The organism is Pedobacter sp. GW456-11-11-14-TSB4 (genome assembly GCF_059424425.1).
In genome coordinates this window covers 70,051-91,523 of the sequence record NZ_JBWKZK010000004.1, presented here as the reverse complement: position 1 = coordinate 91,523, position 21,473 = coordinate 70,051, and the positions used below count along the sequence as shown (strand labels likewise).

At 33.9% G+C, this 21,473-nt stretch carries 22 protein-coding genes; 17 read left to right on the top strand and 5 right to left on the bottom strand.

The window, feature by feature from the left end; all coding sequences use genetic code 11:
• Positions 1-14: 14 nt before the first annotated feature.
• Entirely contained in the window at positions 15-1,259 is a 1,245-nt protein-coding gene (locus tag AC07XU_RS14255) for a glycosyltransferase family 4 protein (RefSeq protein WP_494944306.1), read from the bottom strand.
• Between the two features lie 237 nt (positions 1,260-1,496).
• Between AC07XU_RS14255 and AC07XU_RS14250 the strand changes: the two genes are divergently transcribed.
• Complete coding sequence (locus tag AC07XU_RS14250; RefSeq protein ID WP_494944305.1) at positions 1,497-2,078, top strand: MiaE family protein; 582 nt, start codon at positions 1,497-1,499, stop codon at positions 2,076-2,078.
• Between the two features lie 40 nt (positions 2,079-2,118).
• Here AC07XU_RS14250 and AC07XU_RS14245 read toward each other — a convergent pair whose 3' ends face one another.
• Both AC07XU_RS14245 and AC07XU_RS14240 read right to left on the bottom strand, forming a co-directional pair.
• On the bottom strand, positions 2,119-3,207 hold the full coding sequence (locus AC07XU_RS14245) for a DUF3810 domain-containing protein (protein ID WP_494944304.1): 1,089 nt from the start codon (positions 3,205-3,207) through the stop codon (positions 2,119-2,121).
• Positions 3,208-3,364: 157 nt separating this feature from the next.
• Positions 3,365-4,699, bottom strand: coding sequence for a dihydroorotase (locus AC07XU_RS14240; protein WP_494944303.1), 1,335 nt, complete (start codon positions 4,697-4,699; stop codon positions 3,365-3,367).
• 328 nt (positions 4,700-5,027) lie between these two features.
• On the opposite strand from AC07XU_RS14240, the gene AC07XU_RS14235 reads away from it, so the two are divergent.
• The 5 genes from AC07XU_RS14235 to AC07XU_RS14215 all read left to right on the top strand — a co-directional run bounded on the left by AC07XU_RS14235 (position 5,028) and on the right by AC07XU_RS14215 (position 10,249).
• A complete protein-coding gene (locus AC07XU_RS14235) occupies positions 5,028-6,371 on the top strand; it encodes a DEAD/DEAH box helicase (protein ID WP_494944302.1) in 1,344 nt (447 codons plus the stop codon).
• The gene (locus AC07XU_RS14230; protein ID WP_494944301.1) at positions 6,371-6,637 is read left to right on the top strand and encodes a hypothetical protein; all 267 of its coding nucleotides are present in this window, start codon (positions 6,371-6,373) and stop codon (positions 6,635-6,637) included. Before AC07XU_RS14235 ends, AC07XU_RS14230 begins: the two co-directional genes overlap by 1 nt.
• 102 nt (positions 6,638-6,739) lie before the next feature.
• Complete coding sequence (gene gldC, locus AC07XU_RS14225) at positions 6,740-7,075, top strand: gliding motility protein GldC (RefSeq protein WP_494944300.1); 336 nt, start codon at positions 6,740-6,742, stop codon at positions 7,073-7,075.
• 72 nt (positions 7,076-7,147) lie between these two features.
• Positions 7,148-7,555 (top strand): hypothetical protein, encoded by a 408-nt coding sequence (locus AC07XU_RS14220; protein WP_494944299.1) that lies wholly within the window; start codon positions 7,148-7,150, stop codon positions 7,553-7,555.
• Positions 7,556-7,609: 54 nt separating this feature from the next.
• Positions 7,610-10,249, top strand: a complete 2,640-nt coding sequence (locus AC07XU_RS14215; protein WP_494944298.1) for a T9SS type B sorting domain-containing protein — start codon at positions 7,610-7,612, stop codon at positions 10,247-10,249.
• Positions 10,250-10,302: 53 nt separating this feature from the next.
• Here AC07XU_RS14215 and AC07XU_RS14210 read toward each other — a convergent pair whose 3' ends face one another.
• Positions 10,303-10,785 carry a methylated-DNA--[protein]-cysteine S-methyltransferase gene (locus AC07XU_RS14210; RefSeq protein WP_494944297.1) on the bottom strand — a complete coding sequence of 161 codons (483 nt, stop codon included), beginning with the start codon at positions 10,783-10,785 and terminating at the stop codon, positions 10,303-10,305.
• A 73-nt stretch (positions 10,786-10,858) separates the two neighbouring features.
• On the opposite strand from AC07XU_RS14210, the gene AC07XU_RS14205 reads away from it, so the two are divergent.
• Positions 10,859-11,521, top strand: a complete 663-nt coding sequence (locus AC07XU_RS14205; RefSeq protein ID WP_494944296.1) for a heme exporter protein CcmB — start codon at positions 10,859-10,861, stop codon at positions 11,519-11,521.
• 8 nt (positions 11,522-11,529) lie between these two features.
• Here AC07XU_RS14205 and AC07XU_RS14200 read toward each other — a convergent pair whose 3' ends face one another.
• The gene (locus tag AC07XU_RS14200; protein WP_494944295.1) at positions 11,530-12,342 is read right to left on the bottom strand and encodes a hypothetical protein; all 813 of its coding nucleotides are present in this window, start codon (positions 12,340-12,342) and stop codon (positions 11,530-11,532) included.
• A 183-nt stretch (positions 12,343-12,525) separates the two neighbouring features.
• Here AC07XU_RS14200 and ccsA point away from each other — a divergent pair, with 183 nt between their 5' ends.
• The 10 genes from ccsA (at position 12,526) to AC07XU_RS14150 (ending at position 21,352) form a co-directional block, all read left to right on the top strand.
• The gene (ccsA, locus tag AC07XU_RS14195; protein ID WP_494944294.1) at positions 12,526-13,182 is read left to right on the top strand and encodes a cytochrome c biogenesis protein CcsA; all 657 of its coding nucleotides are present in this window, start codon (positions 12,526-12,528) and stop codon (positions 13,180-13,182) included.
• 78 nt (positions 13,183-13,260) lie between these two features.
• A complete protein-coding gene (locus tag AC07XU_RS14190) occupies positions 13,261-13,479 on the top strand; it encodes a CcmD family protein (protein WP_494944293.1) in 219 nt (72 codons plus the stop codon).
• A 145-nt stretch (positions 13,480-13,624) separates the two neighbouring features.
• Positions 13,625-15,046: a Glu/Leu/Phe/Val family dehydrogenase gene (locus AC07XU_RS14185; protein WP_494944292.1), complete on the top strand. Its 1,422-nt coding sequence runs from the start codon at positions 13,625-13,627 to the stop codon at positions 15,044-15,046.
• Between the two features lie 436 nt (positions 15,047-15,482).
• On the top strand, positions 15,483-16,133 hold the full coding sequence (msrA, locus tag AC07XU_RS14180) for a peptide-methionine (S)-S-oxide reductase MsrA (RefSeq protein ID WP_494944291.1): 651 nt from the start codon (positions 15,483-15,485) through the stop codon (positions 16,131-16,133).
• A gap of 287 nt (positions 16,134-16,420) precedes the next feature.
• Entirely contained in the window at positions 16,421-16,837 is a 417-nt protein-coding gene (locus AC07XU_RS14175; protein WP_494944290.1) for a cytochrome c maturation protein CcmE domain-containing protein, read from the top strand.
• The gene (locus tag AC07XU_RS14170; RefSeq protein ID WP_494944289.1) at positions 16,837-19,296 is read left to right on the top strand and encodes a heme lyase CcmF/NrfE family subunit; all 2,460 of its coding nucleotides are present in this window, start codon (positions 16,837-16,839) and stop codon (positions 19,294-19,296) included. The genes AC07XU_RS14175 and AC07XU_RS14170 overlap by 1 nt, the downstream gene beginning before the upstream one ends.
• Position 19,297: 1 nt before the next feature.
• On the top strand, positions 19,298-20,056 hold the full coding sequence (locus AC07XU_RS14165; protein WP_494944288.1) for a Rossmann-like and DUF2520 domain-containing protein: 759 nt from the start codon (positions 19,298-19,300) through the stop codon (positions 20,054-20,056).
• A 41-nt stretch (positions 20,057-20,097) separates the two neighbouring features.
• The gene (locus AC07XU_RS14160) at positions 20,098-20,430 is read left to right on the top strand and encodes a 2Fe-2S iron-sulfur cluster-binding protein (protein ID WP_494944287.1); all 333 of its coding nucleotides are present in this window, start codon (positions 20,098-20,100) and stop codon (positions 20,428-20,430) included.
• A gap of 75 nt (positions 20,431-20,505) precedes the next feature.
• Complete coding sequence (gene iscX / locus AC07XU_RS14155) at positions 20,506-20,751, top strand: Fe-S cluster assembly protein IscX (protein ID WP_494944286.1); 246 nt, start codon at positions 20,506-20,508, stop codon at positions 20,749-20,751.
• Positions 20,752-20,824: 73 nt separating this feature from the next.
• Positions 20,825-21,352, top strand: coding sequence for a KdsC family phosphatase (locus AC07XU_RS14150; protein WP_494944285.1), 528 nt, complete (start codon positions 20,825-20,827; stop codon positions 21,350-21,352).
• The last annotated feature ends 121 nt before the right edge of the window (positions 21,353-21,473 follow it).

The window sequence follows — 21,473 nt, the reverse complement described above, 5'->3', positions numbered from 1 at the left end:
TCAAAATTACAAAATTATTTGTTGTTTCCGTACTTGTTCTTTTCCTCAATCCACAACGACATGTATTTTGTGCTTTGTAATGTGTGATGATGCAAAATTTGACCAAAAACATTCTGATTGCGATGCGTTTTTAAATTTAAAATCAAAGTTTCCAATCGCTCAATAAAAGAAGTACTAAACTTGCTTTTGCTATACCGTTCGTTAATAATTTTTATGCCGTTTTGTTGGGCTTGTAACCATAAATCTTTGTTTTTATAAAGCTCAATTGCTTCAGATATAAACAAATTTACATCATCCTCAATAGCGCCATTCCAATCTAAATTTCCTTTCATCGCTTCGGCACCAATTGTTGTGGTTACTGAAGGTGTGCCGACTTGCATCGCATCAATAAATTTTCCTTTTGCACCGGCACCAAATAGGATAGGAGCTAGTAAAATTCGATGTTTGGCTATCGTTTCTTTAGCATTTTCGGCTCTGCCAATTATATAGAAATGATCTTTAGGTTGATGCAGCTGTAAAACTTTTTGACTAGGATAAGCGCCATAAATATGTAGTTTGGCTTTTGGTAGTTTTTCGCTCAGCGAAGGCCAAATTGTTTTTTTTAAGTGCAGAACTGTTTGCCAATTTGGTTCATGTAAAAAATTGCCTATAAATACAAAATCGGCTCTATCTTCAAAAGAAATCCATTTTTCGGTTGTAAAAATTTCTTCTTCTAAAAAGGGAAGATAGTAAAGTAATGAGGGCTCGATTTTAAATTGATTTTGGAGGATTTTCATTTCCTCTTCAGAAATAATTAAAGATAAATCGCAACGTAAAATAGACGCAATTTCTCTTTTGGCCTCATCGTTAAATAAATCTTCACCTTTTAATATCGATGATTCTTTTACTGCTTTTTGTCGTGCTTTACGTAAAAAATGTAAATCTTCGGTATCTAAAATTGTAAACGCGTTGGGGCATTCTTGTTGTACTCGCCAACCAAATTGTTCTTCGGTTATAAAGCGATCGTACATTACAATTGTGGGATTTAAATTATTAATAAACTCATTAAAGCTTTTGTCATTTAATTTAATTACCTGTTCGCTAACTCCAATTTCTAGCAAATTGTAACTGAATTCGCTTTTAGAAGCAGCACAAGCAAAAGTAATTTGATAGTCATTGGAAAGTAATAATTCAATCAACTGCACCATTCTTGTGCCCGCTGCCGACGAGGTAGGCTCTGGCCAAACTAACCCGATTACTAAAATTTGCTTTGCTGACATGTTTAAAATTTATGCAAAATAAGTGTTTTTTTTGCTGCCGCAGATAAATGGAAATAGTTTAGCGCTATGTTGAGGAAATTTGCCAAGAAATACTGACTTTAAAAAATAAACCCTATTGAAGTGTATGCCGATTTTACATCGGCAGAAACGAAAAGAGGGACTGCTGCAGGCGACTATTGATGACATTGTTTTTCTAACTTTATTATTTTTAATTTTGTAGCTCAACAAAACCCACAGATGTTAGGATTAAAATTATTGACAGACCCACGTTGGGCAAATATTGCCGAATCGAATTTAGAAGAAATTTTAACCGACCATGCTTGGTGCGAGCAAAAAGCGGCTACCAATGCCATTAATTTAATAGCAGATAATTGTGAGCATCAAGATTTGGTTGATGAGTTGACGATAATTGCGTTGGAAGAAATGCAGCATTTTCAGCAAGTGGTAAACATTATTAAAGAGCGTGGATACACTTTAGGGCGAGGTAGAAAGGATGATTATGTGGGGCAGTTGATGAAATTTTGCAAAAAAGATGGCTCTAGAAACAATGCTTTTATTGAGCGTTTGTTGTTTGCTGCAATGATTGAAGCAAGAAGTTGCGAACGTTTTAGGGTGCTTTCTCAAAACATACAAGACAAAGAATTGGCAAAATTTTACCACGATTTAATGGTTTCGGAAGCTACACATTACACCACTTTTTTAAATTTTGCTCGTAAATATACCATTGATGTAGATGTGGATAAACGTTGGAAAGAATGGTTGGCTTTTGAAGGCGAACTGATTAAAAGTTTTGGTAAAAAGGAAGCGATACATGGATAAATCAGTTTTCAGTTGGGAGTTTTCAGTTATGTGAAAACTGTTAATTGTCATCTGTCAATTCCTCTTTGTGTATATTCCACAACCAAATTACAATATCTTGATAGCTGTTAATTCCTTTCGGTTGATTGTTGAACTTTAAGAATTTATCGAATGCTATGCCCATATAAGTAGACATTTGACCGTTATATTTTGCCCAAAATTCATTCTCGGCTTTAAAATTTGCCAAAACTGCTGGGTCAATTTTTTCTCGCAACGCGACGTAATCTTCTGGAGATTTAATTCTGATTTCTAGTAAAATATACCTTAGCATATTGTAATAAACCGAGTATTGAAAGTTTGCATCCTTACTTTTACTTCCCACCAAATAAGCAACTAGATTGGCTTCATCTTCTTTAGCTACGCCTAATTGATGCGCAATTTCGTGGCAGGTAACAAATGGTAAAACCCATGCAGGTAATTTCATGTTTACGTTTGCTTCTGCACTTAGTGGATTGTAATAACCTTCGATGCCAATTTTGCTAATTAACCAACCATTAATTACAGGTTTAACCGAAGATTGGCTGTATTTAAAAAATGAATTTTCTTGTGCCGCGTTATGGTAATCGATAACTGCTTTTTCTTGCAATTGCTTAATATTGTATTTTTGATTTTGTGATATTTGAGGTTGTAATTGGTTAGTTTTTTCGATAAAATAATCAGCTAACAACACTAATTCTTTTACAGAATATTTATCGTTGCTAATGTTTAATTGTTTGCTAATGCTTGGTCTTGAATAGTTTAAACCCCATAATAAGTTAAAACTGATGTAAAAAATTAACAGGGTGTTTATGATGGAAACGGGAATTGCTATTCTGTCATTTTTTTGCCAACCTTGTTTTTTAACACGCCAAGAGTACTTGATAATTAAACGCAATAGATAAATAACAATTGATGCGTATAAAATATCTCCTAAAGCATATGGAAATATTGATGAGAACCATCTTAATATTGTGGAGATAACTGGATAAAAGCCGTTAGTATAGAAATTTAAAACAAAAATAGGAGATAAGCTTAATGCGAAAATGATTAGGCTAATACCTAAGAGGAGTAACGTTTTTAAAAGTATTTTAGAGATGATTTTTTCTTTCATTATCCAAAAGTTATTTATTTGGTCGTCATTTCGAACGAACTTTTCGTGAGGAGAAATCTCTTCCTAGTGAATAATATTTAATTTTTAAAAGATATCTCCCCGAAATAAAATCGGAGCAAGCTCTCGCTTCGCTGCGTTAGGTATGACGTAACGTAAATTATCTCGTAAAACTTAATTGCTTGCCAATTTGGTGGGTAACGAATTTGCCATTCTGATAAGCCAAATTTCCTGAAACAAAAGTGTGAGTAATACTTGCTCTAAAGGTTTCGCCATCAAATGGGCTCCAACCACATTTGTAAAATACATTTAGTGGTGTAACTTTAAAAGGATCGTTTAAGTTTACTAAGACTAAATCTGCCCAGTAACCTTCTCTAATGTAACCACGTTTTTCGATATCGAAACAAACTGCCAAATTATGAGCGGTTTTTTCTACAATTTTCTCTAAAGAAATTTTGCCTTGCAAGTGCATTTCTAGCAAAGCAGGTAAGGCATGTTGTACTAATGGGCCGCCAGAAGGAGCTTGTGAGTAGGTTTGTTGTTTCTCTGCCAAAGTATGTGGTGCATGATCTGTTGCAATTACATCAATATTGTCTGCCAAAACACCTGCTAAAATTCCAGCCTGATCTGAGGCTGTTTTAACTGCAGGGTTCCATTTAATGAAATTACCTTTTGTAGCATAGTCTTGGTCGTTAAACCAAAGGTGATGCACACAAGCTTCGGCAGTAATTTTTTTGTCTTTTAAAGCGATGCTATTGTCAAACAGCGCAATTTCCTTTGCGGTAGAGATATGTAAAATATGCAAACGAGTTTGATAACGTTTAGCCAACTCAACAGCTAATGACGATGATTTGTAGCAAGCCTCTGCACTGCGAATTAGTGGATGCATATCTATCGTTAAATCTTCGCCGTATTGTTCTTTAAATTTAGCCAAGTTCTCTCTAATAGTGGCTTCATCTTCACAATGGGTAGCTACTAAAATTGGCGCTTTGCTAAAAATATTTTCTAAAGTTTTTTCATTATCTACCAACATATTACCTGTTGATGAACCCATGAAAACCTTTATACCGCATACATTTTTAGGATCAGTTTTTAAAACTTCATCAATATTATCATTACTGGCACCCATGTAAAAAGAGTAATTAGCTAATGATGTTTCGGCGGCAATAGCATACTTATCGGCTAATAATTCTTGAGTTAAAGTATTCGGAACAGTATTTGGCATTTCCATAAAAGAAGTGATGCCACCTGCTACAGCTGCCATACTTTCGGTAAAAATATCTGCTTTGTGCGTTAAACCAGGTTCACGAAAATGAACTTGATCATCAATCATTCCTGGTAAAAGATGTAAGCCTTCGGCGTTAATTTCTTGCGCACCAGGAGCAGATAATGATTGCCCAATTTTCTCTATTAAACCGTTTTTAACTAAAACATCAGCAACAAATTGTTGTCCTTCGTTAACTAAAGTTGCGCCTTTGATCAAATAAGTATTCATGTTGGTAAAGATAAAGATAGATTTGAGATTTGAGATAGGAGAAGTGAGAAATGAAGTGGGAAAATCCGAATGTAGGGAAGTTAGAAAGTGTTTAGCACAACCTTTTGTTGTTTAAACCTGACTTAGCGTAAATACTTTTTTGTTAGATGCTTCGACAAGCTCAGGATGACATACACAAAAAAGATTGAAGCGAGGGCAGGACTAAAATTGCCGAGAAGCTTTGACATACGTTTTCTAATTTTTTTCATACTGAGCTTTAACACCTTTTCTTATGGACTTTCGGACTATAAACTTCGGACTACAGACTTATTCCGTATCTTTGTGGGGTATGGCAAAATCTTTCGAAGAATTTAATTTAAATAGGCAAATTTTAAACGCAGTTGCCGATGCGGGTTACACCGTAGCGACACCGATACAAGAAAAGGCAATTGCGCCAGTTTTATCTGGTCAGGATATTTGTGGGATTGCCGAAACCGGTACCGGTAAAACAGCGGCCTATGTTTTGCCCATGTTAATGAAATTGAAATATGCGCAGGGCGATGCAGCAAGAGCATTAATTTTAGCCCCAACACGAGAATTGGCGATGCAGATTGCCGAAGAAGTGAAACGATTTTCGACCTATACAGATTTACGATCGGTAGTTATTTTTGGAGGCATTGGCCCGAAAGCGCAAAAAGAGCAAATTAAAACTGGGGTAGATATTATTATTGCTACTCCTGGTCGCTTTTTAGATATCTACCTATCGGGAGAAATTAATACCAAATTTTTACAGTTTTTAGTATTAGATGAAGCTGATAAAATGATGGATATGGGCTTTATTGGCTCTATACACCGGATTTTAGAAGTTGTGCCACGCAAGCGCCAGAACCTGCTTTTTTCTGCAACAATGAGCGATTTAGTGCAAAAAATTGCAGGAGATTTTTTAAAGCATCCAACAATTATTGAAGCATCTGAACAAGCCACACCAGCACAAACTGTTACGCAGGTTTTATACGAAGTGCCCAACTTTAAAACAAAAATTAACCTTTTACAGCATTTGCTGAAAGATGTTGAAGTATTTACTAGGTTGATTATTTTTTGCAAAACTAAAGCAGTGGCTGATAATATTTTTAGCTATGTGGTGCGCAAATTTGGCGAAGAATCTGTTCGTGTTATCCATGCCAATAAAGGTCAGAATACCAGGATTAACTCGATTAATAGTTTTAAAGAAGGTAACATTAGGGTTTTGGTGGCTACCGATGTGGCGAGTAGAGGGATAGATGTTACAGAAGTAAGCCATGTAATTAATTTTGATGTACCGATTATTATTGAAGATTATGTACACAGAATTGGAAGAACTGGTAGGGCTTTTGCCAAGGGCGATGCCATAACTTTTTGTACTGAGGCAGAAAAATATTACATCCGTAAGATTGAGAAATTAACACGTCAGTTTATTAATGTTGAGCCTATACCTGAAGGAGTTTTTATTGAGGAAACTGGTTATGATGAAAAACAGCAAATTGCCAAAGAAATAGATTTGCAGAAGCGTAAAGAAGATCCTGATTTTAAAGGTGCTTTTCATGAGAAGAAAAATGCCAAACAGATAGAGGAACGTGAGCGAGAAAAGGCTAGAAACAAAGCATACAAAACTAAAGTATTTAAAAACAAAAAGCGTTTCGACAAGAAAAAATAATGAAAAAGCTAAGAATTACGCCTTTAAATATTGTTGCTGCATTGGCATTTGCATTTTTTGTTGTTTCTTTTTTTAACAAAACTGAATTTGATCATCGTAATGATTTTAGTGCACTTTATCAAGGTATTTTAGGTGCTTTAATTTTAGTTTGTTTCATTACAGATATGATTTTTAGATTTATCTTTAAAGAATTAAAACGCATTTGGTTTGTTGAGTTAACCTTTATTGCTTTAACGGTGATCATTTTTTTAATATTACAAAAGTAAAACCATGGTGGTTAAAATTTGCTTTTTAAAATGAGCATATTTGCAACCGAAAAAATTAAAATAAACCGGTGTAATCACTTCAATCGGTGAAATCCTTTTATAATGAGAACAGCAGAAATTAAAATTACAGTAGAGCTAGACGATAAAAACATGCCAGAGAATATTCTTTGGGAAAGTACAGATGCACAAACTAAAGACCAAGTACCTGTTAAATCAATGATTTTAGCTTTATGGGATCATAACTACAAAAACTCGATGCGCATAGATTTGTGGACTAAAGATATGCCGGTTGATGAGATGAAACGTTTTTTCTATGAAACTCTGCAAACCATGGGCGATAGCTTTTTAAAGGCTACGGGCGAAGAAAATATAGTTGAAGATTTGCGTGATTATTGCGCACATTTTGCAGATAAAATGGGTATCGACCCTGGTAAATAATTAATCTTGTCATCCTGACGTGTGCCGATTTTACATCGGTAGCTTGTCGAAGGATTTAATAATTAAATTAACATGTTAACCATCAGAAAAACAAACGCTTATATCGGGCTTTTACTTGTTGTAATTGCTATTACCATATCTCCAATGATAAAAGTGCCTATTAAGGGAAATTGGATTTTATATCAAACTGATGATCGTTTATTTTTTATCAGTTTTATTTTAGTGGCCTTAACTGGGTTTTGTTTGTATTTAAGAAGAGTAGCAGCTTTTAGGTTTTTTACCTATGTTATGTTTGTTTGGAGCATTTTAATGGCCGCTGCGGTTTATTTTAAATCTAATAATTATTTTGGCTCTAAGTTTTTTGATAAGGTTTTGGCTAAAACCATTCATTACCAATGGGGATGGATTGTTTTGTTAGTTGGGGTTTTATTATTACTTAGTTCGGTAAAAAAGATGCAACTAAAACCCGATACGCTTTAAATACATTGCCAAAATATGAGTATTAGATTATTAATATGTTGCTGCATAACTCTAATGCTTTTTAATAAAGCCAAGGCAACAACATATATAGTAACATCAAATGCTGATAGTGGTCCTGGTACATTAAGAGAGGCAATGACAAATGCCGGCATAAATGATAATGCTGTTACCGATTATATTTATTTCAATTTACCTGGCACATCAGCTTCAGATTTTACAATTAATTTAACACAAAACCTTCCTAACGTTTCTTCCAACTTAATAATTGATGCTACAACTCAGCCTAGCGTTTTTACTTTTCCAAATCAAACTAAAGTTAAAATAAGCTCGCCTGTATCAAACAATCCAATAGCCATATTTAAAGGTAATTCCATTATTAATTTCGAAGTTTATGGTCTTTTCGTATACGATTATACGGATGAGGTAGTTTCTAGACCAACAGTTGGTTTACGTATTGTTTTTGAATTTAAAGATTCACAAAATATAAATATAGGCGCAGCCAACAAGGGTAATTTAATAAGAGGTGGAAACCGATATAGCTTGCTTTTTGAAAATTGTAAAAATATTTATATAAAAGGAAATCTTATTGGATGGGACATAAGCGAAGGGTTTGATTATCATAGCCCTGGTATTCATTTTTTAAATAGCGATCAAATATTTGTTGGAGGTAACATTGAAAAGGATAAGAACTTCTTATACGTAACAGTCTTTATTCGCTTTACTAAACCACTTAATTGTAAAGCAGAAATAATAGGAAACAATTTTGGAGTTTTAGATAATGAAATTCCAACCTTATGGTTTATACAAGGCCATGCTCGTTGGATTTATATAGATACCGAAGGTGGCAGTTCTACCGCAGATTACGCCAGTCCAGATGTTTTAGTAAAAGATAATGTTTTTTGGAACATGGGGATTGGAGTATTTTTAAGGCAAGTAAATGGCAATCAACGTGTTGTGGGTAATTATTACGGAGCAACTAGAAATAATCTGTCTATGGGAGTTAGCGGAAATATGGGCACATTTTTAAAAGCAGAAATCTATAATGGTCGTTTAATTGTAGGAGATGATATTGATGGAGGTAATACAATTAATTTAGCTTCAGCTGGTATTGAAACCTATAATGCGTATAGTCCCAAGATATCAAATAATAAATTTACTTGCATTAATTCTTATAATTTCAAAGTCTATTCAAATGATTTCCCAACTTTTGCTAATCAAAACTTATCGATTACAAATTTTGCAATAAATGCAAATAGTTATAAAATTTCAGGTACTTCAGATCCAAATTCAATAGTTGAAGTATATGATTCTGACAATTGCTATCCTCCAAAATGCAAACCAAAATCGAGAATTGGAAAAATAAGCGCAGATGCTAGTGGTAATTGGGAATTTACTTCATCAACCAATCCCATAACCTATTTCTTCTCTGCAACTTCAAATCAGCATTCTACAGAATTTAAGAGTTTTAACATAACCGAAAATCTTATAATTCAAAAAGCACAGTGTAACCAACTAGGTAAATTAATTGGTTTGGAGGCTTATTTGGCTTTAAATCCTAAGGTTTTTGATCTAGCTGGAAATCTTATTCCTATTAGCCAATTAAATGCGTTGCCAGTTGGTAAATACACGATTACGGTAGATGGTGCATGTGCCGTTTCAACTTTCGAAATTGAATTAATTGTGCCTGTAAATTTTGGTTTACCTGAAATAAGTAAAACTGATAATACTTGTGGACTTGAAAATGGAAGTATTACTATTTCTAGGTTTAATGGCAAAACACCGATTAAATTTGAATGGTTAGATGACAATGGAATTGTTTTTTCTACAAACAAGGATATAACTAATTTAAAGGTTGGTAATTATACTTTGTATGGCAAAGATGAAAATGACTGTAGCCAATTAATTGGTAAATATGAAATCAAACTACAGCCTGCATTATTGTTAGATAAAAGTAATGTTGAAATTGGAGGAGATATTTGTGGTGCTTCTACGGGGAAAATTAGCAATTTAAATATTACTGGTGGTGTTGGTCCATTTAAAACAACTTGGTTTGATAGCAAAGGTAATATTGTAGGACAAACTTTATCGATTGATAAATTGAAGGCTGGCACTTATAGTTTAACAATTACTGATCAGTTCTGTACAAATACCTACACTGATTTTATCGTACCATTTGAAGGTAAAACACCTCCTTCAATCTTACAGGATAATGTCACTTTGTGTGGCCCTGGAGAATTGTTACTACAAACAGTAAAAGTAAATGGAGCATCCAGATATAGCTTGTATAATACCTTAGGGAAATTATTACTCGAAAGCGAAAATGGACTTTTTAAACTAAAAATAGAAAACGAACAAGATTTATTATTGAGTTATAAAATTGATGAATGTGAAAGTAGTTTTTCGAAATTTAAAGTTAATTTTAGTACTTCCAAACTTAAAATTGCATCAGCATTTAGTCCAAATAATGATGGTGTAAACGATTATTGGGAACTTCCTGAGCTATTCTATTACCCCAATGTTGAAGTTTTAATTTTTAACCGTTTTGGTAAAATCGTTTATCAAGCTAAAGGAAAATCAGCCTCATTCGATGGTAATTTAGATGGAAAACAGCTGCCAGCTGGCGTTTATTATTACACTATAAATCTCAATAATGATTGTGAAATAATATCTGGTAGTTTAACACTAATTAAATAATATCTAGACCTATGTAATATGTTTTTCAGAATTGCAAGTTGAAAAACACCTCACTAAAACTTCAATTCTGTTTGCCCTTTTTGCGCAATTTCTCTTTCGTGTTGCAATAACCATTTTTTACGCCAAAGTTCGCCTGCATAACCAACAAGTTTACCATCACTACCAATAACTCGGTGACAAGGAACTGCTATTGCAATTTTGTTTTTGCCGTTGGCTGCTGCAATAGCTCTAATCGCTAAAGGTTGATGTGCAGAAAATTTCGCATAAGAAGTGGTTTCTCCATAAGGTATACTCAATAAATTATGCCAAATCTGTTGCTGAAAATCAGTTCCACCTTGTGTAATAGGAAAAGTAAATGTTTTTAAAATGCCCTCAAAATAAGCTTCAATTTCTTTAGCTGCCAACTGGCTGATGTGATTTTCTATTAAACCATCTGTTTCTCTATGATGAAAAGTTACTTCATTTACCGCATTTTCATCAGCTAAAATAATTACATCGCCAATTGGGCTTTTTACTATGCTGCAAAATTTTTCCATCCTTAATACAATATTACAACAATACAACAATTTTTCAATACAACAATTTGCCAATAAAACTATCTTTGCGCCAATGCAATTAGCTAAACAGGTAAAACAACTCATCAGAAAAGAGATGCTATTAGAATGGCGGTCTAAGTATGCCTTAAATGGTGTTTTACTCTATGTTGTTTCTACTGTTTTTGTGTGCTATTTATCATTTATCAGCATCGAAAAAATAACTTGGAACGCTCTTTTTTGGATCATTATGCTATTTGCATCCATCAACGCTGTTGCAAAAAGTTTTTTGCAGGAAAGTAAAGGTAGGCATTTGTATATCTACACATTGGTAAGTCCAACAGCGTTAATCATCGCTAAAACTATTTATAATAGTTTGTTAATGATCGGTTTAACCTTAATCGCTTTGCTGTTTTATTGTTTGGTATTTGAGTTTCCGGCAACGGGCGATTTATTGATGTATGTGATTGCAACAGTACTTGGCAGCTTAAGTTTTGCAACCATATTTACCATGGTATCTGCTATAGCTTCTAAAGCCGGTAATGGCGGCATGCTAATGGCGGTATTGAGCTTTCCAATCATTATTCCGATGTTAATCTTATTAATTAAATTAGCTAAAAATGCAGTTGATGGATTAGATAGAAGCGTAAGTTTAGATGATATCGGCATGGTAGCCATTGTAAATATATTGGTAATGGCTGTATCTTTACTGCTGTTTCCTTTTTTATGGAGAGATTAAGCTATTTATTAATGGCAAGATGATTTTAGTTCATCAAATATTTTATTCATTTCTAATTTATTGTTGTCATCTACAATATATCCTTTCGGGAATTTCTCTTTAAACTTTGTTAGCAAACATAATGCATATGGAGAATTTGCGTATAGCGTTTTCGTAAATCCATACCTAAATAGACTTTCAGTTTCCTTATCCCAATTTATTACGCTTTTTAATATGAGCTGTTCTGCACAATCACTACCAATGCTATTCATTATTTTTTTAAATGAATAACTATTTTCTTGTTCGAAAATTATACCTTTTGGATATTTAGCAATCATTGTCGAAACAAAACAATCGCTTAATTTTATTTTTGCCACTTCACTTATTGATGAGTCTATTTTTGCCAATACCTGATCTTTTAATGTTAAGGCTAATTCATTATTAATTGGTGGTATTACGATCAGCTTGGCATCTTGCACACAAGAAGATAAAATATCATCGGTTACCTCAATAAACTGCTGTTCAGTCATATTAATTCCATTGGGGTACTTTAATTTGATCTTCATTAAGCTACAGCTCGATATATCCTTTATTTGCCTATCATTAAATGCAAGTTTTTTAAGCACATTGTTGTAGCCTAAAAGTTCTTTTTTTTCGCTTTCAGTATTCCATCTAAATTTAACTTGTTGGGCAAAAGCTATGTAAGGCAAGCTTACTGTTAGCAACAGTATTATAATATAAGCAGGATTAAATCTCATTGCGCCAAATATAAGTTGCTCACAACAGGCAGCAAAAATTTTAACAAAAGATAACTTTTCGGGCAAATCTGTTTCGATGTTCACAGTACAGATTTAATTTGCAATACGACCAAAAGCAATAAGGTGTAATAAATTTGTCATTTCAACTTTGTTTCAATCTTTCGGTCCATCTTTAACACCTCTTTCGTAATTAAATTACACAAATAGATTATTACCTTTGCTAGCTAATCTGCATTAGGAGTTGCTATTGAAATTAAATTGCGCATTATGATTAAAAATTGGTGGAAAATTTTAGGTTCGATATTGGTTATTTATACAACCATAGCAGGCTTATTGTTAGGTGTTCCGCATCTTAATATCTTAAACGAAACTATTAGAAATTTGTATTTCCACGTGCCAATGTGGTTTGCAATGATTGTTTTGTTCTCTATCTCAGTTTTTTACAGCGTAAAATCACTAAGTTCTAAAAGTGAAATAGACGATTTAAGAGCCGTAGAAAGTATAAATGTAGGGATTGTTTTTGGCGTACTAGGGCTTGTAACAGGTGCAGTCTGGGCAAAATTCACATGGGGGCAATTTTGGAGTTTCGATCCTAAACAGAATTTTGCAGCAATATCTATATTACTTTATTTTGCCTATTTAGTGCTTCGCAATGCGATAGACGAAGAACAAAAAAGAGCCAAAATATCTGCTATTTACAACATATTTGCTTTCCCGATGATGGTTGTTTTGCTTTTTGTTTTGCCACGTTTACAATCATCATTACACCCGGGCAATGGTGGTAATCCAGGTTTTAACAGTTATGATTTAGATAGCCGCATGCGAGCGGTATTTTATCCGGCATGTTTAGGGTGGATTATCATTGGCTATTGGATTTATACCATCCGTTTCAGAATTAGGACATTAGAAAATAAACAGCTTTAATTTATTTTAAACTTATCCTAATTCAAATCTTTTCAATATATCAGTATTTAATATTCGTTATCAATAAAAAATATAACAATGAAAAAAATTGCATTAACTTTATTTATGTTGCTATTTACACTTAATATGTTTGCACAAGACAATAATGTAGAAATGGCAGATGCTATGCGTAGCGATGGAAAAATTTATGTTGTAGTAGCTGTAATTCTAATTATCTTACTTGGTTTGCTAGTTTATCTATTTGCTTTAGATAGACGTTTAAAAATGTTAGAAAAAAAATCTACAGGTAAAAACTAATTTTAAACCTCATAAGCCTAATCTTTTACCCATTTTGCTAAAGTGTTTATGTTACACTAAGCAAAATTTTACTTGCAATAGTGGTGTTTTTTAATGCAATTTTGCACCCGTCAAATAACAACTACAATTTATAAAACAATAAATAATGGCTAATACAGCAAACCCTACAAGTTTCTTTCAAGATGTTTGTAAGAACTTTGATAGTGCCGCACAATTTACCAACCATCCAGAAGGTTTATTGGCTCAGATAAAAGCATGTAACAGTGTATACCGTTTTCAATTCCCTATACGTAGGGGTAATGGTTTCGAAGTAATTGATGCTTGGCGTGTAGAACACTCTCACCACATGAGCCCAACTAAAGGTGGTATTCGCTATAGCGAAATGGTAAATGAAGATGAAGTAATGGCACTTGCAGCATTAATGACCTACAAATGTGCTATTGTAAATGTTCCTTTCGGCGGTGCTAAAGGTGGTATTTGCATCAATCCTAAAAATTATACTGTAGCCGAGTTAGAAACCATTACTCGTCGTTATACTACAGAGTTAATTAAAAAGAATTTCATTGGTCCTGGTATTGATGTGCCGGCTCCAGATTATGGTTCGGGTGAACGTGAAATGAGTTGGATTGCAGATACTTACATGACTATGAACCCAGGTTCATTAGATGCTTTAGGTTGCGTAACAGGTAAACCAATTGCTTTACATGGCATTCGCGGTCGTAAAGAAGCTACTGGCCGTGGTGTTGCTTATGCAGTACGTGAGTGTGTTTCTTTTGCAGAAGATATGGCTAAAGTTGGTTTAACGGCTGGCTTAGATGGCAAAAGAGTAATTGTGCAAGGTTTGGGTAATGTAGGTTACCACTCTGCTAAATTTTTAGCAGAATTTGGAGCTACCATTGTGGGTATTTGCGAATTTGAAGGTGCAATTTACAACGCCAACGGCTTAAATATAGATGAGGTTTTTGCTCACCGTAAAAACTCGGGCTCTATTTTAGGTTTCCCAGGTGCAACGGACTTTAAAAATTCTATGGAAGGTTTAGAGCAAGATTGCGATATTTTGGTGCCTGCAGCATTAGAAAACGTAATTACAGAGGCAAATATTCGCAACATTAAAGCAAAAATTATTGCCGAAGGTGCAAACGGACCATGTACACCCGAAGCTGAAGAAATTTTCACAGCAATGGGTGGTATGATCATTCCAGATATGTATTGTAATGCTGGTGGTGTTACGGTTTCTTATTTCGAGTGGCTAAAAAATCTTTCTCACGTAGCTTTCGGCCGTATGGAAAGTCGTTATGCCGAAAATTCAAATGCCAACTTAATTAACACATTAGAGAGTTTAACAGGTAAACAAATTCCTGCAGAAAACCGTTTAATGATTGTTAAAGGTGCATCTGAAATGGAATTGGTAAACTCAGGTTTAGAAGATACCATGATCCACTCTTACAGAGAAATTAGAGCTACGTGGTTAGCTAAACCAGAAGTTAAAACATTAAGAACTGCAGCTTTTGTAAATTCAATTGATAAAATTGCCATTTCTTACATGAATTTAGGTATTTGGCCATAATTTAACATTACCATCCTAAGCTTGTCGAAGGATGAATCATACTAAAGTCCCTGCAATTTATAGTTGTAGGGATTTTTTTTGAAAAGCAAGTTCAGTTTTTCATCCTAAAGTTAGCCCTGCTTTTCGTTTCTGCCGATGAAAAATCGGCATTCACTTCAATCAGGTTTATTTCACTTAGGTTTTTGCTTCTATGAGGGATTTACGTGCAACTGCCAACGTAAAATTCCAATCAGCCTCGGCAGACAAGAATTGAAGCGGTATACTTTTTTGTCAAGCTGAGCTTGTCGAAGCACAAAGAAGATTTCTGCCTGCGGGCAAGCAAGGTAGCGTAAAGTTTCACTAACCTTAATTGTATTATTTCAACTGAGCTTAAAATAATTATCATTTTATGACAAACCAATAAAAACAAAACAAACCTAACTACGTATATTGTAATATGAAAACATTATTTGGATTTTTATTAACGCTGGTGGTGCTATCTTCTTGCAACAATGCTGAAGGAAGCAAAGGAGAAAAGGTTGCAGATTTGCCTAAGGCTGCAAAAGGTGAACAAACAGCAACATTTGCTGGTGGTTGTTTTTGGGGCTTGCAAGAAGGGTTTATTCAATTAAAGGGTGTTAAAAAGTCAACAAGTGGCTATTCCGGCGGTTTCAAAAAAAATCCAACTTACGAAGAGGTTAGTGCAGAGAAAACTGGTCATGCAGAAGCGGTGCAAGTAATATATGATCCGGCGGTAATTAGTTTCGAAAAATTGTTAGAAGTGTTTTTTACAATGCATGATCCAACACAACTTAATCGTCAAGGTCCAGATTTTGGAGAAAGCTATCGTTCAATCGCTTTTTATCGCAATGATGATGAGAAAATGAAAATAGAACAAGCAATCAAAAAATATAAAAATGCTGGTTTTGCTTCTGCACCTGTAGTAACACAAATAAAAAAGTTCGAAGTTTTTTATCCTGCTGAAGCTTATCATCAAAATTACTACAAGCTAAATCCAAATAGCTCGTACATCCAAAATGTGTGTGGCCCTAAAGTACAAAAGTTAAGAAAAGCTTTTCCAGACTTATTGAAAAAAGAGTATAAATAGTTCATTTGTTCATCAGGTTATCCATTTACTTTATTGATGTATTTTAAGCAATTTGGTTAGTATTAATAATCAGCCGGCTTAATTTAAAATAGTTGGTTACCTATAACTTTTCTTATCACTTAAATACCAGTTCATTGCTGGTTATAGAAATGAACCAGTGAACTAGTGAACATTTAAGGATGAACTATCAATTAATTGTCACGTTACGCAATAGAAACCTGCCAAATTACTTTGGCTAGCATTGTTTTTTTATCTTTGTGGTCAGGGATTTTTCAATTCAAACCAAAATGAGAAAAAGTGCTATTATCGGTTTAATTACCATTGCAATTTGTATTGGGCTGTTGGTAAGCTTAAATGCAGAAACTGATTCATATTCTAATTTTACTCAAGCAGCAGGTTCTAACAAAGAAGAGCATGTAATTGGGCATTGGGAAAAAACAAAAGGAATGCATTATGATGCTGTAAGAGATCCAAATCACTTCGCTTTTTACATGAAAGATGAAAAAGGCAAAGTAAATAAAGTGGTTTTAAACGGCACTAAACCTCAAGATTTTGAGCGTTCTGAAAAACTGGTTATCATTGGCGAAATGAAAAATGACACCTTTTATGCTTCTAAAATATTAATGAAATGCCCATCTAAATATAACGACAACATGGTTGAAGTTAATCAAGACGGAACAGTAACTCAAGTCAAAAAATCTTAATGGATATTCAATTTTACGGAGAAACACTCCTTCCTGGTAAAGTAGGGCAGTTTTTTATTGTTTTAGCTTTTGCAGCATCATTATTTTCTACAATAGCTTATTTTTTTGCTACAAAGAACAAAGATTTAGCAGATAAATCTTGGACAAGGTTAGGCAGAATAGGCTTTTATATAAATATTGTAAGTATAATTGGTATAGGTACTACACTTTTCTATTTAATTTTAAACCATTACTACGAGTATAATTACGTTTATCAACATTCATCAAAGTCGCTACCTGTTTACTACATTATCTCAGCTTTTTGGGAAGGACAAGAAGGAAGTTTTTGGTTATGGGCATTTTGGCAATCTGTACTTGGTGCTATTTTAATTTGGAAAGCTAAAACTTGGGAAAATGGAGTAATGACGGTAATTGCCTTCTCACAGGCATTTTTAACTTCAATGCTTTTAGGGGTTGAAATTTTCGGGCAGCGAATAGGAAGTTCACCTTTTATCCTGCTAAGAGATGCTAGAGATTTAAAAGCCATGGCTCCAGTGGTTTTTGCAGATATTGAGAACTATAAAAACTATTTAAATTTTATAACCGATGGTAAAGGATTAAATCCATTATTGCAAAATTATTGGATGGTCATACACCCACCAACGTTATTTTTAGGTTTTGCAAGTATGGTTGTGCCTTTCGCATATGGAATTGCTGCCTTGTGGGAAAGACGTTTTAAAGATTGGGTTAAACCAGTTTTACCTTGGGCTTTATTTGCTGTAATGATTCTGGGTACAGGAATTATTATGGGTTCTTTTTGGGCTTATGAAGCCTTAAATTTTGGTGGCTTTTGGGCTTGGGATCCAGTAGAAAATGCCTCTATCATTCCATGGTTGACTTTAATAGCTGGTGTACACGTATTAATTGTTTTCAAAAATACTGGTCACGCTTACTTTACTGCAATTGCATTAATCTTAATTAGTTTCCTTTTGGTTCTTTATGCTTCTTTTTTAACTCGGAGTGGTATTTTAGGAGAAACATCTGTACACTCATTTACAGATTTAGGAATGTTTGGTCACTTAATTGGCTACATCTTAGCATTTTTAATAATCTCTGTATATTTTGTGGCCACAAGGTGGAAAAGTTTGCCAATTACAACAAAAGATGAAGAAACTTACTCTCGTGAATTTTGGATGTTTATTGGTGCCTTAGTTCTAACTGTTGCTTGTATTCAAGTAATTGTAACTACATCTTATCCAGTGTTTAACAAAGTATTTGGTACTTCAAAAGTTCTACAAGATCCAATCCAATATTACAACAAATGGCAAGCGGTTTTTGCAGTATTTATCACTTTGATTTCTGGGTTTTCACAATTTTTAAAGTACAAAAGAACAGAACCTCGCAAATTTTATAGCAGCTTAGTTTCTTCTGTAGTGTTTGCATTTGTATTAACAGGTGGTTTTGTTTGGTTAACAGGAGTATACACTAATTTGTTGTACATAATTTTAACATTCAGTTGTTTGTTTGCTGTTTTATCTAACGCCCGCTTATTGAGTGGTGCATTTGGTAAAGCAAATAAAATGTTGGGTTCTGCAATAGCTCACATCGGCTTTGCCATATTGTTATTAGGCGCTTTAGTTGCTGCCGCAACAAGCAATACAATTTCTATTAACGAAACCAATTTTATCCCCGTTAAAGATTTCGAAAAGGCTGCAAAACCTGGAGAAAACATAATGTTGTATAAAAACGAGCCTAAAAAAATGGGCAAGTACACCATCACTTATTTAAGCGATACAACAGTGGCTCCGAATACTTACTACAAACTTAATTTTAAAGTTTTTGATGCCACAGGTAAGGTAAAAGAAGATTTTGATTTAAATCCAAGCATTCAAGAAAACGGACAAATGGGTTTAATTGCCTCACCTGATACTAAACACTATTTAACTTCTGACATTTATACGCACATCACTAGTGCTGCCCAAAAGCAAGAAGAACACGGTGATCATGAAGGACATACAGAAGAGGAAAATTACAAAGCGCCAAGAATTTTAAGTGTAAAAGCTGGAGATACCATTCATACAAGTAGTGGAATTTTAACTGTTGGTCAACTAAACGCTAAACCAGTGGTTAAAGATTTAAAGGTTGGTGAAGGAGATTTAGCAGTTGCTTTGCCTTTAGAAGTAAATGTGAGCGGTAAATTATACAAAGCTGAACCTTTATTTATGGTAAAAGGTAACAATACATTTGATTTTGCCAGAAAAATTGAAGAATTGGGTTTAAGGTTAAGGTTTACGAAAATTATACCTGAAGAGGGTAAGTTTGAAATACAGGTTTATGAAAAGCCACAACAGGCTAAAGATTGGTTGGTTTTTAAATCGATAGAGTTCCCTTATATTAATTTGTATTGGGTAGGTACAATTGTGATGGTTGTAGGTTTTGTAATCTCGATTTTTCGAAGAAAGAAAGAATTAACTACCTAAAATGAAGGTTGTAATTATAGGATCAGGAAATGTTGCTACGCATATTGCCAAAGCTTTAGTTGCGGTTGATATAAGTATAGCGCAGATTTGGTCTTATCATTATCAAAATGCAATTTCTTTAGCAAGTGATGTTCATGCAACTCCAATTAGAGATTTATCAGAAATTGATTTAGATGTAGATCTTTGTTTAATCTCGGTTAAAGACGACGAAATTGCTAATGTTGCACATCAATTAAAATCTTTTAGAGGGATAATTGCCCATACCTCTGGTTCTGTGGGCTTAACTGTTTTTTCTGATTTTGATAATTACGGCGTATTTTATCCATTGCAAACTTTTTCGAAGGTTAAGGAAGTGGAATTTTCAAATATTCCACTTTGTGTAGAAGCAAATAATGAACAAAGCTTATTGGCTTTAAAAAAGCTAGCAAATAAACTGAGTACAAATGTTGTAGAGGTAAATAGCGATAAACGTAAAATTTTGCATTTGGCTGCGGTTTTCGCTTGTAATTTTACTAACCATTTATACGCATTGGCGGATGATTTATTAAAGGCAAATGATTTAGATTTTAACATCATTAGGCCATTAATTACCGAAACTGCCAACAAAGTTCAAGATGCATTTCCTTCATCGGTACAAACCGGACCAGCGATTAGAAACGATGAACAAACGCTTAAAAAACATGAAGAGTTGTTAAATGATCATCAAGCTATGCTTGAGATCTATAAAATATTAAGTAATAGCATTAAAAAAACGATATAATTATAAAATTGCCGTTTTAGCTAATACCTTTGCAAATAATTATGAGTATTTTTAAATTAAAGATAAATTTCGAAGAAGCGGATAAAGCAGCCATAGAATTACCTATAGCTGCCGGAGAAGATGTTTTGGATGTATGCTTAGACAATGGTATTGAATTGCAGCATAATTGCGGCGGTGTTTGCGGTTGTAGTACCTGCCATATTTATGTGACAAAAGGCATGGATAATCTTCAAGAAATTTCTGATAAAGAAGAAGATTTTATTGATAGAGCTGTTAGGCCAAAAATTACCTCTCGTTTGGCTTGCCAATGTGTGGTTTTAGATGGCGATATTGAAGTAACTATTCCAGATCAGTCTGAATTTTTAGGACACTAGTTAGTTAACAGTTATCAGTTAGCAGTTTGCCATTAACATTTAAACTTTAAAGCCTTCAAACATTTAACAATTATTATGAACAACGATAAATTTGCACTACCAATTTACTGGAACGATTACGAAGATATAGCTCAAGAACTTTATGAAAAGTTTGGTGATGAATTTGGTGAGCCTAAAATATACCGCATTCGCTTTACAGAGTTATTGGAATGGGTACTAGAATTGCCTAATTTTAAAGGTACTCGTGAAGAAAGTAACGAAGGTCATTTGGAGCAAATTCAATCTGCTTGGGTTTACGAGTGGAGAGATAATCAAGACTAGTTAACAGTTTGCAGTTTACAGTTGTCACCCTGAGTATAGTCGAAGAGCTAACTTCTAAACAATATCCCTAAACATGTTTTTAGAAAAACTTAAAGAGATAACCACTTTCATTTTTGATGTTGATGGCGTATTAACAGATGGAACTGTTATTGCTTCAGAGTCTGGAGATTTGCTTCGTACTTTTAACATTAAGGATGGCTATGCTTTACAGTTAGCTTTAAAAAAAGGATATAAAATTTGTATCATATCTGGTAGCGGCGGAGCAGCAACAACAAAACGTTTCGAAAACTTAGGTTTACCTGATGTTTTTTTGAGAGTGAGTGATAAAGTTGCTGTATTTGAACAATACTTAAATGAAAATAAAATTTCGCCTAATGAAGTATTGTACATGGGTGATGACATGCCCGATTATTTTGTAATGAAATTAGTAGGCATTGCAACTTCTCCGAGTGATGCTATTGATGAGATAAAAGAAATTTCACATTATATCTCTCCGAAAAAAGGTGGCGATTGTGCAGTAAGAGACGTGATTGAGAAGGTGCTGAAAGTTCAAAAAAACTGGTTTGATCTAAATCCAGATGCAGCCGAAGCTAGTAAATAAGCTTTATTTTTCTTGTTAAATTAGGTTTAAAAATGTTACAATTAATTTAAATTGTAGATTAAACCATCTGCTAAATTTATACTCAAATAAGTATAAAAAAAGAACCCAAAATCTCTTTTTA

What these genes read in the sequence shown, in the direction of transcription:
- AC07XU_RS14150 (WP_494944285.1), top strand. Translation starts at nt 20,825, where the DNA reads ATGTTTTTAGAAAAACTTAAAGAGATAACCACTTTCATTTTTGATGTT.
- AC07XU_RS14240 (WP_494944303.1), bottom strand. Translation starts at nt 4,699, where the DNA reads ATGAATACTTATTTGATCAAAGGCGCAACTTTAGTTAACGAAGGACAA.
- AC07XU_RS14210 (WP_494944297.1), bottom strand. Translation starts at nt 10,785, where the DNA reads ATGGAAAAATTTTGCAGCATAGTAAAAAGCCCAATTGGCGATGTAATT.
- iscX (WP_494944286.1), top strand. Translation starts at nt 20,506, where the DNA reads ATGAACAACGATAAATTTGCACTACCAATTTACTGGAACGATTACGAA.
- AC07XU_RS14165 (WP_494944288.1), top strand. Translation starts at nt 19,298, where the DNA reads ATGAAGGTTGTAATTATAGGATCAGGAAATGTTGCTACGCATATTGCC.
- AC07XU_RS14235 (WP_494944302.1), top strand. Translation starts at nt 5,028, where the DNA reads ATGGCAAAATCTTTCGAAGAATTTAATTTAAATAGGCAAATTTTAAAC.
- AC07XU_RS14175 (WP_494944290.1), top strand. Translation starts at nt 16,421, where the DNA reads ATGAGAAAAAGTGCTATTATCGGTTTAATTACCATTGCAATTTGTATT.
- AC07XU_RS14215 (WP_494944298.1), top strand. Translation starts at nt 7,610, where the DNA reads ATGCTTTTTAATAAAGCCAAGGCAACAACATATATAGTAACATCAAAT.
- AC07XU_RS14220 (WP_494944299.1), top strand. Translation starts at nt 7,148, where the DNA reads ATGTTAACCATCAGAAAAACAAACGCTTATATCGGGCTTTTACTTGTT.
- AC07XU_RS14190 (WP_494944293.1), top strand. Translation starts at nt 13,261, where the DNA reads ATGAAAAAAATTGCATTAACTTTATTTATGTTGCTATTTACACTTAAT.
- AC07XU_RS14230 (WP_494944301.1), top strand. Translation starts at nt 6,371, where the DNA reads ATGAAAAAGCTAAGAATTACGCCTTTAAATATTGTTGCTGCATTGGCA.
- gldC (WP_494944300.1), top strand. Translation starts at nt 6,740, where the DNA reads ATGAGAACAGCAGAAATTAAAATTACAGTAGAGCTAGACGATAAAAAC.
- AC07XU_RS14170 (WP_494944289.1), top strand. Translation starts at nt 16,837, where the DNA reads ATGGATATTCAATTTTACGGAGAAACACTCCTTCCTGGTAAAGTAGGG.
- msrA (WP_494944291.1), top strand. Translation starts at nt 15,483, where the DNA reads ATGAAAACATTATTTGGATTTTTATTAACGCTGGTGGTGCTATCTTCT.
- AC07XU_RS14160 (WP_494944287.1), top strand. Translation starts at nt 20,098, where the DNA reads ATGAGTATTTTTAAATTAAAGATAAATTTCGAAGAAGCGGATAAAGCA.
- AC07XU_RS14205 (WP_494944296.1), top strand. Translation starts at nt 10,859, where the DNA reads ATGCAATTAGCTAAACAGGTAAAACAACTCATCAGAAAAGAGATGCTA.
- AC07XU_RS14185 (WP_494944292.1), top strand. Translation starts at nt 13,625, where the DNA reads ATGGCTAATACAGCAAACCCTACAAGTTTCTTTCAAGATGTTTGTAAG.
- AC07XU_RS14255 (WP_494944306.1), bottom strand. Translation starts at nt 1,259, where the DNA reads ATGTCAGCAAAGCAAATTTTAGTAATCGGGTTAGTTTGGCCAGAGCCT.
- ccsA (WP_494944294.1), top strand. Translation starts at nt 12,526, where the DNA reads ATGATTAAAAATTGGTGGAAAATTTTAGGTTCGATATTGGTTATTTAT.
- AC07XU_RS14245 (WP_494944304.1), bottom strand. Translation starts at nt 3,207, where the DNA reads ATGAAAGAAAAAATCATCTCTAAAATACTTTTAAAAACGTTACTCCTC.
- AC07XU_RS14250 (WP_494944305.1), top strand. Translation starts at nt 1,497, where the DNA reads ATGTTAGGATTAAAATTATTGACAGACCCACGTTGGGCAAATATTGCC.